Raw genomic sequence first — 12,037 nt, forward strand, 5'->3', positions numbered from 1 at the left:
ACAGGAAATAGAAAAGAGTTGATAGGAAAAAGAAGGCCCTAAAACCTTCTTTTCTACTACTGTTCTGATTCCGATTTGTTTACACTCGTTTCAGAGCTTTGTGAAGTTGAGGATGTCAAATCTTGACTAGTTGAAGAATTTGTAACACTTTCATGTTGACTCGTTTCTTTATTTTCAAGATCCTTTTTCACTACTTCTTTGGATTCTTTTATTTCTGAATGACTTGTAGTTTTAATTGTAGCAGATTTCTCGATCGGAACATCCACTAACCAGGCACCACTTGAATCCACAGTATAGCCTTCTGGTGTCTTACCATTCACAAGTAATTGACCATTTTCTTTCAAGAAGTACCATTTATCCTTGTCTTTAATCCAACCTATAGCTCGTGAACCACCTGTCTTGTAGAAATACCAATCATTTGCCTTTTTAAGCCAGCCTTGCTTCATAGCTCCTGATTCTTCTAGATAGTAATGATGTCCAGCAACTTCTATCTCACCTGTCTTCATGATACCAGTAGAATCCATATAGTACCAGGCTTCTTTATCTTTTACCCAGCCCGTTTTCATTTCCCCTGATGGAGCAAAGTAATACCATTGCCCCTTATATTGAAGCCAACCTGTCTTCATAGAGCCATCAACATCCAAATAATACCACTGCTCTTTATCTTGAATCCAACCAATTTCCATCTGGTTTTCTTTGTTAAAATAATACCAGATTCCAGCGATTTTCTTCCAATTTTTAGCAGCAACACCAGAGTCTGTCAAATAGAACCAACGATTGTTCCATTTTTTCCATTGATTCTGTAATAAGATACCCGTTTGGTTAAAGTAATACCATTCACCCTTAATTTCATTCCAACCGACAGCATATTCTCCTGTAGAATCAGGCGCTTGATACCACCAGTTTCCATATGAACTCTTATGCCAACCAGCTTGAAAACTTGGAATAGGCTTGTAGGAAGTTGAAATGTTTACTAAACCGTCTTGTCGAATATCAAAAACTGTTGCATCATAGTCTTTGCTGGCTGCGTTGATTCTCTCAATTCCTCGTTCTTTGAGCCAATTAACATACTCACTATCAACACCATTTTTCCAAGGTAGACTATCCGAAGTTTGAACAATCAAACTCGGACTCAAATTTTTAATGAAATCCTTGGTATTTGATTTGTTGGTATCATGGTGATGATTAAACTTCATCAAATCAACTTTTCCAATGAGAGGACCATACTTGTCTTCTGCTCCATGAACATTATCTAAGTCGCCCCCAAGGTAAATTTTCTTGCCATTGACTTTTACCACACTAATCAAGGAATTGGAATTATCATCCCAAATTTTCTTTAATTCACCTGATGAATCGGTTTCATTTTCATAGTTATAGAGTTGAATATCCATGTCCCCAAACTGAAAATGAGCATCTCCCTGTGTGATGTTTTGAATAACTGAAACACCTTTTTCTGAAGCAGTCTGTAAAACCTTATCATAACCGTACAGATTATCCCATAGACGTTCAGAATTAGTAATACGATTATCACTATATTTTTTAAGATAGACTCGGTCAACTGGATAGGTAGACAGTAATTCATCAACATTTCCAATATGGTCACTGTGGGTATGGGTCACCAAAATAAAATCAAGTTTTTGGACACCCAATTCCTTCAAACGACGAAAGACACGGTCTGTTAGAACATGCTTATAAGACGTTTCAATTCCTTCTCTCCATGGATAGCGAGAATCACTTCCATCTGGGAAATCATAATCTTCTCCTGTATCCACCATGGCAAAATGTCCATTGCTTTCAAGAATAATCGCATCACTGCCACCTTCTTGAACATTGATAAAGTGGATTTTATTTCCTGAACTTTCTTGAGCCTGAACATTCCCATACCATGACAAACCTAAAAAAGCGCCTACAAGTGCTAAACTAGTTAATTTCTTTTTCATTCTTACTTTCTCAATCTCTCCAGGGTTTCCTTAAAAATCTCTGGGATATCTGCTTTAAATTCCAAGGTCTTACCTGTTCTCGGATGAGTAAAACCTAAAGTCTTGGCATGAAGAAATTGTCCATGTCCTTTCAAAGTCTTGCGAGGACCATAGACCTCATCACCAGCGACTGGATGGTCGATATAAGCCATGTGGACACGGATTTGATGAGTGCGCCCTGTCTCCAGTTGCAACTCTACTAAGCTATAATCGCCAAAGCGTTCCAAGACATGAAAACGCGTCACTGCAGGCTTCCCTTTAGCAATTACAGCCTGTTTCTTACGGTCTTTTTCACTCCGGCCAATCGGCGCTTCAATTACACCACGATCATTAGGCAGATTTCCATGAACAATCGCCCAATATTTGCGGAGAGACTTTTTATCCTTGAGTTCTTGGGCAAGTGCTAGATGCGCATCATCGTTTTTAGCAATCATGAGAAGACCTGACGTATCCTTATCAATACGGTGAACAATTCCCGGACGCAGAACCCCATTGATACCAGACAAGTCCTTAATATGATACATGAGGGCATTGACTAGAGTTCCACTAGTATGACCAGCACTCGGATGCACAACCATTCCCTGAGGTTTGTTAACGACAGCCACATCCTCATCTTGGTAGACTATTTCTAGCGGAAGATCCTCAGCCACATACTCTAATACCTCTGGTTCTGGCACATGGTAAGTGACGACATCACCCTCTTGGACTGTGTATTTAGCTTTCTTGACTTGACCATTGACCAAGACCTGGCCTGATTTAATTTGTTCATTCGCAAGACTGCGTGATAATTCTGTCAAATCTGACAAAGCCTTATCCAAACGCAGACCACCAGTTTCAATTTTAATTTCCATTTATTTCCTCTTTTAGCATTGCAATCAATAAAATAATCACTCCAACCGTCAGATAGCTATCTGCCACATTGAAAATTGCAAAGTTGATAAAGTCAAGGTGGAACATATCCACAACAAAGCCCTGACTGGCCCTGTCAATAAAGTTTCCAAGACCACCCGCGATTATCAAAGTCAAACCCAAGACCATCCAGAATGAGTCCTCCATGTGTTTATGTAAATACCAAATGGCACCTATCACGACAACCAGAGTAATGACAGCGAATAACAGCTGCTGATCTTGTAAGATAGAAAAGGCTGCACCTCGATTTTGCAGGTAGGTCAAGCTAACGAAATTGGGAATCCAGGAGCGCACTTCACCCAGTGGAATCTGCTGGACGATATAGGATTTGACCAACTGATCCAGCCCAATTAAAAGCAGTACAATGACTGCCACTATTGCTCTTTTTTTCATGATTTCCTCTTTTGATCAAAATATTCTTGCATGACTTCTACGAAGAGAGTCCCAGCTTGACTAAGCTCCACTTCTTCACGTTTAACATAGACCATGCGGTTATCTAGGTTATCCTTGAGACGAATAACTGTAATGCCATTAACACTGTCACTATCTAAAAATCCAGAACCTGTCGCATAGGCGTCCGTCCGCTCCAAAATACCATTCAAGGTGGCACGGTCTGTCACATTAAACATCTGTGAGCTAGCGCTGGTATCGACAAAGTTCTCTGAATAATAAAGGTACTCGTCTTTCTCTTGACTGAAACGAACCGTTGGTAAATCCGCTAAATCCTCCATGACTAATTCCTCTTTCTGGGCTAAAGGATGACCCTCACAGAGATAAATATGGGTATGGAAAGGAATCAATTCGATGACCTCCAGACCTAACTTTTCAACCCGTTGCATAATCCCCTTTTTATTTTGATTGTTGAGGTAGATAATCCCAATCTCACTATGCCCTTGCGCCACTTCATCTAATATTTGAACAGTAGTTGATTCAAAAATACGGAAGTTCTTATAGTCAGGATAGCGCTCTGAAAAGGCCGTAATAGTTGGTGGTAAGAAGTCATAGTGCTGGCTAGCAACGGAAAATTCATCTTTTTCTTCTTCAGGATTGGCATACTGATTTTGAAAAATATCAAATCCTTTAACCAATTCTTGCGCTTTTTCATAAAATTCCATCCCACGACGGGTCAAGAAAGTCCCTGAGCTGGTCCGACGGAAAATCTTAAAGCCCAACTCTTTTTCCAAATCACGAACAGAAATAGACAGACTCGGCTGACTAACATACATCTTTTCAGCAGCTTCACGAAAAGTACCACTATTGGCAATAGCCACAACATAGCGTAATTGTTGAATGTTCATCTTCTACCCCCAACTTCTTTATCTTTTCATTATACCATATTTTAGAAGTTTTCCAAAAAGGAAAAAAGAACATCCTATTCTTCTTAACTATCTTCACTATCTGCCTTTCTCACGCCAATCTTATTTTCAAAATCAATTCAAAAAAATAAGTGGCTACACACCACTTCAGTATCGGAAAGAAAAACGTTGACTATTTGTGAAAAAAGAAAATGCCGGAAAATTCCGACATTTTTTTAGTAAGCTAACTTCCTGAAAATAGGAGTAACCACACATCCCAGAAGGCAGTGATATTGATGAGAATATGAACTAGTATTGGATAGTAGAGATTTTTAGTCATGCGATACAATAGAGCTAAAATAAGACCTCCACTAGCATAAATGAAAAAAGCAAGAGGAGTTAAAGCAAAATTGATATGAATATAACCGAAAATAATAGCAGAAAGCAAAACATCTCCGTACCAAGGTGAGTTTTTGAAAAAGGTTGTCATAAGCACACCTCGATAAATCAATTCCTCAGCAATAGGGGCGATGAAGCAAACGATGAGCAAGAAATAAGGGAACTCCTGTCTCCCCATCATTTCTACCGTTTCATTCAAAGAAATCTGATTTGAAGACAGGGATATGAAATACGAAAAGAGGAAGTCAGACATATATGAAATGATGTAGCCCAGTAAAAGGTAGATGAAGTACCTCAGCTGCCACTTGAAATGAAAAATTTTCTTTCCTGCAAAAACCAGTAGATAGATGACCGCTAAGAAAAGAACTCCGCTCTCCATCAAAAGCAGAATCTGAAAAAATTCACGACTTGCTGGTAGATAGGGCTTTGCGAGGTGATTGAAAACTCTCCAAAACCAAGTTGATTTGTAAAAAATTAAGGACAATGCTAGTAAAATTTGAATAGCCCGTTTTTTCATATTAAATTCTCTGCTTTCTCCACTTGTTTCTTCATATTACTAATAAATTTTACTTAAAATCTCGCAGCACTTCCTTTGCAAAGATGATTGCCTCCTCCAATATATCCTAAATCATAGGTGCCTCTGGGACAAAATCCATGAACCGGCAGAGTTAATACTGGTTCTATTTCCCAATCGTACCTACCATTAGGATTTTTACCATATGGATCTGCTCCACCTTGTATCAGCTCTAATTCTTCATTTGTTAGATTTATATTTTTTGTCATTAAAATCATGATATATTTCCTCCATTATTCTTCAGATTAGTTGAGTAATCTGATACTCATACCTACTTACAAAAAAACTATTATATTAAGTTGGTTTTTTAATTTGTCTAGTTGCAACATTGACAAACATAGTATAGCATATCTTTGCCAAATATCCTCTTCAAATCATGAATTGTCATCAAAACATCTTAAACTATAAAATCAATTAGTCTCAAGCTTTCTATCAATTTCTTCTCCAAAATATGCTATAATAATAGCAAAAGATAAAGAAGGAAGACCTATGATTAAACTACTAGCCTTGGATATGGATGGAACCCTCCTCAATGAAGCCAAGGAAATCCCACAGGCTCACATCGCTGCTATTCACCAAGCCATTGAAAAAGGTGTCAAACTGGTTCTCTGTACGGGTCGCCCCCTTTTCGGTGTCCTCCCCTACTACAAAAAACTGGGACTCGACCTCCAGAATGAGTATGTGATTGTTAACAACGGTTGTTCAACTCACCAGACTAGCGACTGGGGCTTGGTTGACTGGCAAGAACTTAGTCCAGCTGACATCGAATACCTCTATGACCTTGCTGAAAAGAGTGATGTTCAGTTGACACTTTTTGACGAGTCACATTATTTTGTTCTCGGTGGCAAACCCAATCAAGTTATTGAAAATGATGCTAAACTAGTATTTTCAGACCTGACTGAAATTTCTCTTGAAGAAGCGACTAGTGGAAAGTTACGGATGTTCCAAGGTATGTTTTTAGGAACAAAAGAACAAACAGACGATTTTGAGCAGCGTTTTGCTGAAGAGCTTTGCCAACGATTCAGTGGAGTTCGTTCGCAGCCTGTCATTTATGAAGCAATGCCGCTTGGAACGACAAAGGCTACTGCTCTTTCACGACTAGCTGAGATTTTGAAGATTGATTCCTCAGAGATTATGGCCATGGGCGATGCTAATAACGATATCGAAATGCTCCAGTTTGCAGGGCTTGGGATTGCAATGGGAAATGCCAGCGATTATGTCAAATCTCTTGCGGATGCCGTTACCTCAAGCAACGAAGAAGACGGCGTTGCGCGTGCTATTGAGAAATATATTCTATAAAAAAGAAAAGCAAATAGACAGAAGTTACTGCTATTTGCTTTTTTGCTAATATTTTAAAATACGGACTAATCAATAGACAAGAATAGCGAATCATAAAAATCGATTTACTAGATGCCATAGTATCTTATAGTTGCTAATAAGAAGTTAGTCTAGCAGAATGAATCTCTCATTTCTCCCACACTAATCTGTAATTTGTCTATACATTTCTGGTCTTCTATCTCGAAACAAGCCCCAGTTTAGGCGTTCACTTGCTCCCTTGTCTAGGTCATAAGTAGCTAACAGAACAGCTTCTTCTTGTCTTTCAGCTCGTTCTAGAATAGCTCCTGTTTCATCCGTCATAAAGGAGGAACCGTAGAAGTCAAGACTGGAACTCTGTCCGCCATTTTCCTCACTAGGAGTAACCTCCTCTAAACCATAACGATTGGCTGCGATGACTGGAACAATATTCGCTGCTGCGTGCCCTTGCATAGTACGTTGCCAGTGACCACAACTATCTGTATCCAAAATCGGCTCTGAACCGATGGCTGTTGGATAAAAGAGCAATTCTGCCCCATTCAGAGCAAGACAGCGGGCTGTTTCGGGGAACCATTGATCCCAACAGATACCGATACCAATCTTAGCATAGCGAGTATTCCAGACCTTGAAACCAGTGTTACCAGGCGTGAAATAGAATTTTTCTTGATAATAATGGTCATCTGGTATGTGGGTCTTTCGATAAACGCCCAGCACTTCCCCATCTGCATCAATGACGGCAATAGAGTTATACAAGACATTACCATCTTTTTCATAGAAACTGATTGGTAAAACAACTTGTAGTTCCTTAGCAATCACCTTAAAATGCTGAATGGCAGTATTTTCCGCTACAGATTGGGCATACTGGTAGTAGTCATACTGACGTTCCTGACAGAAATAGGGATGTTCAAACAACTCGGGCAAGAGAATAATTTGGGCTCCTTGCTCAGCAGCCTGACGTACTAAACGCTCTGCGGTTTGGATATTTGTTGCCACATCCTTAGCGCATTGCATCTGAATGGTTGCAACTCTTACATTTCTCATCTTTTTCTCCTATTCTGGAATTTGTTGGGTGATACAGTGGATATTGCCACCACCTAAGAGAATATCTCTGGCTGGTATTCCGACAACTTTACGGTCTGGGAAACACTTGCTGAGGATATCTAAGGCCACTTGGTCGTTTACATCCTCAAACTGTGGAACCAAGACAGCCTTGTTGGCGATATAAAAGTTTACGTAGGAAGCTGCTAGTCGTTCACCTGCGTATCGCTTTTCTTCTCCTTCTTCATAGATGTAGCCTGGCAAATCTTCTTCTGTCACAACTTGTCGAACTGCAGGGATAGGCAATTTATGAATGGTGAAGTGACAACCTTTTGCATCTGTTTCCTGTTCTAAGAGTTCGAGATCTGCTTTTGACATGGCATACTGGGGATCATTTTCGTCATCTGTCCAAGCCAAAACAAGCTCAGCAGGACCAACAAAGGCAGCAACATTATCGACGTGTTCATTGGTTTCATCCTGATAAATACCATAAGGAAGCCAAATAACTTTTTCAGCACCAAGACTTTCTAATAATGTGTTTTCAATCTCCTCTTTAGTCAGGTTAGGATTGCGACCAGGACTAAGCAAGCAACTTTCAGTTACGAGAATAGTTCCTTGACCATCGCTATGGATTGCGCCTCCTTCCAGTACAAAAGGTTTAGCATCATAGACAGGCCTTCCCAAGGCCTCAGCAAAACGACTGGCTACTTGGTCATCCTCTTCATAATCTTGATAAAGACCATCATAGGTGCCTCCCCAAGCATTGAAGGCCCAATCCACGGCTAATTTCTTACCTTTATCATTGACGAGAATGGTTGGGCCAGTATCACGCGCCCAGGCATCATTGGTGGGAATGTCTAAATAAACAACCTTGTCTCCAAGATAGGATTGGGCTTCAGATAGATAGGCCTGCTCCACCAAAAGATAGACTCTTTCCCCTTCTGCTATGGTCTCGATGATCTGAGTAAATGCTCTTTTAGCAGCCTTTCCTTGAAAAGGCCATGATCCTGGTCGAGTCGGCCATATCATGAGGGTACCATGATGGGGTTCGTACTCTGCTGGCATGTGATAGCCTAATTTTTTTGGACTGTCCATCATGATAATCTCCCTTTAAAGTCTTGATAGCCAAAAGCTTTGAGTAAGCTACAGTCTCCCTGTTCGTCCATGAGATAGAGACTTGGCAATCCAATACCATTAAAGGTATTATTTTTGACAAAAGAATAAATGGCCATGTCTTGAAAATAAAGTCTGTCTCCGATTTGGACTGGATTTTCAAAACTATAATCACCAATCACATCGCCCGTCAGACAGGTATTAGAAGAAAATCTGTAGGTATGGGCTTTTTCCTGTGCCTCAAAGCCATTTCTCAAAGATGGACGATAGGGCATCTCAAGTACATCAGGCATATGGCAGGTCGCAGAGGCGTCTAAAACCAAGATTTCCATACCGTTTTCTACAATATCTAATACCTCAGTTGCTAAATAACCCGCATTAAGCGCAATGGCTTCACCAGGCTCGATATAGATTTCAAGATTGTAAGTTTTTCGGATACGCTTGATTTCTGAAATCAGCAAATCCACATCGTAACCTTCTCTTGTAATATGATGACCACCACCCATATTGAGCCATTTTACCTCATGTAAGTAGGGACCAAACTGTTCTTCTACTGCTTTCAAAGTTGTTTGTAAATCATCTGCTCCCTGCTCGCAAAGGGTATGAAAATGAAGTCCGTCAACCAAATCTAGCAAATCACTCGGAATCTTGTCTATAGTAACTCCAAAGCGAGAACCTGGTGCACAAGGGTCATAGAGCGCGTGATCTCCTTGAGTTGAACACTGAGGGTTGAGGCGCAAACCAACACTGACACCAGCCTCTCGACAACGCGGACCGTGTTTACGCAACTGTCTCTCTGAGTTAAAGACGATATGGTCCATTATCTCTAGCAATTCCTCCAAGTCTGCATCCTTGAAAGCAGGCGCAAATACATGGACTTCACCAGGAAATTCTTCCCTTGCCAATTTGGCCTCATAGAGTCCACTAGCTGTCGTACCTGATAGATACTGGCTAATCAAGGGATAAGTTTTGTAGAGGGAATATGCCTTCTGGGCAAGCAAGACCTTGCAACCGGCCTCTTCTTGTACATATTGTAGAATGCGGCAATTAGCTTCTAACTTGGCCAAGTCAATAACATAGGCTGGTGTTGGTACTTGTTCTAACTTCATTAGTCCACCATTTGTGGATTTTCAACCACAACCCATGGCAAACCATACTCATTCAAAGCTTCCATGAATGGATCTGGATCTAACTCCTCAAGGTTATACACTCCAGCTTGTTTCCAAGTTCCGTTCATGACTAATTTTGTCCCAATCATGGCTGGAACGCCTGTCGTGTATGAAATTGCTTGTGACCCGACTTCTGCATAGCACTCTTGATGGTCGCAAACATTGTAGATGTAGATAGTCTTTTCAACGCCATCTTTGACACCTGTAAAGATACATCCAATATTGGTTTTTCCGACTGTACGTGGCCCAAGACTGGCAGGATCTGGAAGCAAGGCTTTCAAAAATTGAATTGGAACAATTTCTTGGCCGTTAAAGTTAATGGTATCCGTACGAAGGAGTCCAACATTTTCAAGACATTTCATGTGCGTCAAGTAAGATTGACCAAAAGTCATAAAGAAACGAATGCGTTTGACACCTGGAATGTTCTTGGCCAATGATTCGATTTCTTCATGGTGAAGGAGATACATATCTTTTTGTCCAACTTGAGGGAAATCATACTCACGCTTGATAGACATAGCTTCGACTTCGACCCATTTCCCATCTTCCCAGTAAGAACCTGGAGCAGAAACCTCACGGAGATTAATTTCTGGATTAAAGTTGGTTGCAAATGGATAACCGTGGTCACCGCCATTACAGTCTAAAATGTCGATATAATGGATTTCATCAAAATAGTGTTTGAGGGCATAAGCTGAAAAGACACTAGTTACACCTGGGTCAAAACCAGAACCAAGAAGAGCAGTCAAGCCTGCTTCTTTGAATTTCTCTTGATAAGCCCACTGCCATGAGTAGTCAAAGTAGGCTGTAAAACCAAGTTCCTTACAACGTTTTTCGTAGATAGCACGCCACTCAGGGTCTTCTGTGTCTTCTGCTTCGTAGTTGGCTGTATCGATATAGTGAACACCTGTTGCCAAACAAGCATCCATAATGGTTAAATCTTGATAAGGCAGAGCTACATTCAAAACGGCTTCTGGTTTGTAGCTTTCAATCAGGGCAATCACTTCTTCAACCTTGTCAGCATCAAGTGCTGCAGTTTCAATTTTAGTACTTGTTTTGCCTTCTAGCTTCGCTTTCAAGTCATCGCATTTTGACTTGGTACGGCTAGCAATCATAATCTCTGTAAATGTTTCGCTATCTTGACAAATCTTTGAAATAGCAACTTGGGCAACGCCCCCACAACCAATAACTAGTAAACGACTCATTTTTTTCCTTCCTCTTCTTCTAAAATGTCCTCAACATACTTGGGCAACATAAAGGATCCCACGTGTAAGTTTGCAGTGTAGTATTCTGTGAAAAGCTGGCGTTTTTTCCAACCTTCCTTGTCAAAATCTTTGACAGGGTGGTATTTTTTCGATGCAAATCCAAACAACCAATAGCCAGCTGGGCTAGTTGGAATATGGGCCTGATAAACCCGACTGATTGGAAAGGATTGATTGACCTTGCGGTGCATGCTTCGGCAGGCCGACTCATCCTCGTCAAAGAAGGGACTCCCATGCTGGTAAATCATGATGCCGTCTTCCTTCAGAGCTCGATAACTATTGCCGTAGAATTCCTTGGTAAAGAGTCCTTCCGTATGGCCAAATGGATCTGTCGCATCGTTGATGATAATATCGTAATCATCTTCGCAGTTTCGCAAAAAGCGTAGCCCATTTTGGTAGTAAATGGTAACACGAGGATCATCTAGCCCTGCAGCAAAGTCTGGGAAATACTCACGACAGACCTCGACCAACATCTCATCCGGTTCCACGATATCGATTTGTTCCAGTTCAGGATAGAGTGTTAATACTTGGGCAACACCGCCGTCACCACCCCCAATAACCAATACTTTCTTTGGATTTGGGTGGACAGCCATGGGAACGTGAACGGTCATTTCATTGTAGACGAAATCATCCGCATCTGAGAACAAGACATGGCCATTTAAAATCAGTATTTTCCCAAAAGCTGGCGTATCCAAGACTTCGATATCCTGCCATTCACTTTTTCCAGCGTAAAGTTGCTTGGCTGTTCTCAGAGACAATTTGACATCTGGAGTATGAACTTCAGAAAACCATAAATCCATCTATTTCTCCTTATATTATATTTAGCGCAGTTAGCTACTGCCAAAGCCCAAGTGGTATACTTGGAATAAGCCACTGTGGATTAGTTTATTCCCTCCAATCGCTTGACGATTTCCGAAAGGCTCTAACCACAGTTTTTTGTTTCAATTGGTAATGAGTTTGATAACGCATAGACGTTTTATCTCGTCTAAGG

Annotated in this window: 13 protein-coding genes; 2 read left to right on the top strand and 11 right to left on the bottom strand. The window is 40.7% G+C overall.

Features of this window, described 5'->3' with window-relative positions; translation table 11 throughout:
* Positions 1-56 precede the first annotated feature (56 nt).
* The 4 genes from cbpE to AT689_RS09185 are packed head-to-tail and all read right to left on the bottom strand — an operon-like array spanning position 57 to position 4,186.
* Positions 57-1,940: a phosphorylcholine esterase CbpE gene (gene cbpE, locus AT689_RS09170; protein WP_000728264.1), complete on the bottom strand. Its 1,884-nt coding sequence runs from the start codon at positions 1,938-1,940 to the stop codon at positions 57-59.
* A gap of 2 nt (positions 1,941-1,942) precedes the next feature.
* Positions 1,943-2,830 carry an RluA family pseudouridine synthase gene (locus tag AT689_RS09175; protein ID WP_000403213.1) on the bottom strand — a complete coding sequence of 296 codons (888 nt, stop codon included), beginning with the start codon at positions 2,828-2,830 and terminating at the stop codon, positions 1,943-1,945.
* Positions 2,820-3,281 (bottom strand): signal peptidase II, encoded by a 462-nt coding sequence (lspA, locus tag AT689_RS09180; protein ID WP_000745387.1) that lies wholly within the window; start codon positions 3,279-3,281, stop codon positions 2,820-2,822. The genes AT689_RS09175 and lspA overlap by 11 nt, the downstream gene beginning before the upstream one ends.
* A complete protein-coding gene (locus AT689_RS09185; protein WP_001025700.1) occupies positions 3,278-4,186 on the bottom strand; it encodes a LysR family transcriptional regulator in 909 nt (302 codons plus the stop codon). Before AT689_RS09185 ends, lspA begins: the two co-directional genes overlap by 4 nt.
* On the opposite strand from AT689_RS09185, the gene AT689_RS09190 reads away from it, so the two are divergent.
* Positions 4,179-4,376, top strand: a complete 198-nt coding sequence (locus AT689_RS09190; protein ID WP_001809535.1) for an AraC family transcriptional regulator — start codon at positions 4,179-4,181, stop codon at positions 4,374-4,376. The two genes, AT689_RS09185 and AT689_RS09190, sit on opposite strands and share 8 nt — an antisense overlap.
* Before the next feature lie 51 nt (positions 4,377-4,427).
* Here the strand turns inward: AT689_RS09190 and AT689_RS09195 are convergent, their stop codons facing one another.
* Positions 4,428-5,099, bottom strand: a complete 672-nt coding sequence (locus AT689_RS09195) for a CPBP family intramembrane glutamic endopeptidase (protein ID WP_000745372.1) — start codon at positions 5,097-5,099, stop codon at positions 4,428-4,430.
* Positions 5,100-5,152: 53 nt separating this feature from the next.
* Positions 5,153-5,374, bottom strand: a complete 222-nt coding sequence (locus tag AT689_RS09200; protein WP_000602451.1) for an SP_0924 family bacteriocin-like peptide — start codon at positions 5,372-5,374, stop codon at positions 5,153-5,155.
* A gap of 271 nt (positions 5,375-5,645) precedes the next feature.
* Here AT689_RS09200 and AT689_RS09205 point away from each other — a divergent pair, with 271 nt between their 5' ends.
* On the top strand, positions 5,646-6,455 hold the full coding sequence (locus AT689_RS09205) for a Cof-type HAD-IIB family hydrolase (RefSeq protein WP_000593565.1): 810 nt from the start codon (positions 5,646-5,648) through the stop codon (positions 6,453-6,455).
* Between the two features lie 180 nt (positions 6,456-6,635).
* Here AT689_RS09205 and aguB read toward each other — a convergent pair whose 3' ends face one another.
* The 5 genes from aguB to speE are packed head-to-tail and all read right to left on the bottom strand — an operon-like array spanning position 6,636 to position 11,846.
* Entirely contained in the window at positions 6,636-7,511 is an 876-nt protein-coding gene (gene aguB / locus AT689_RS09210) for an N-carbamoylputrescine amidase (protein ID WP_001246755.1), read from the bottom strand.
* 9 nt (positions 7,512-7,520) lie between these two features.
* Positions 7,521-8,606 carry an agmatine deiminase gene (aguA, locus tag AT689_RS09215; protein ID WP_000969456.1) on the bottom strand — a complete coding sequence of 362 codons (1,086 nt, stop codon included), beginning with the start codon at positions 8,604-8,606 and terminating at the stop codon, positions 7,521-7,523.
* Positions 8,603-9,730, bottom strand: coding sequence for a carboxynorspermidine decarboxylase (gene nspC, locus AT689_RS09220; RefSeq protein WP_000764351.1), 1,128 nt, complete (start codon positions 9,728-9,730; stop codon positions 8,603-8,605). The genes aguA and nspC overlap by 4 nt, the downstream gene beginning before the upstream one ends.
* A complete protein-coding gene (locus AT689_RS09225) occupies positions 9,730-10,989 on the bottom strand; it encodes a saccharopine dehydrogenase family protein (protein WP_000088773.1) in 1,260 nt (419 codons plus the stop codon). The genes nspC and AT689_RS09225 overlap by 1 nt, the downstream gene beginning before the upstream one ends.
* A complete protein-coding gene (speE, locus tag AT689_RS09230; RefSeq protein ID WP_000366722.1) occupies positions 10,986-11,846 on the bottom strand; it encodes a polyamine aminopropyltransferase in 861 nt (286 codons plus the stop codon). Before speE ends, AT689_RS09225 begins: the two co-directional genes overlap by 4 nt.
* Positions 11,847-12,037 lie beyond the last annotated feature (191 nt).

Source organism: Streptococcus pneumoniae (genome assembly GCF_001457635.1).
GTDB lineage: Bacteria > Bacillota > Bacilli > Lactobacillales > Streptococcaceae > Streptococcus > Streptococcus pneumoniae.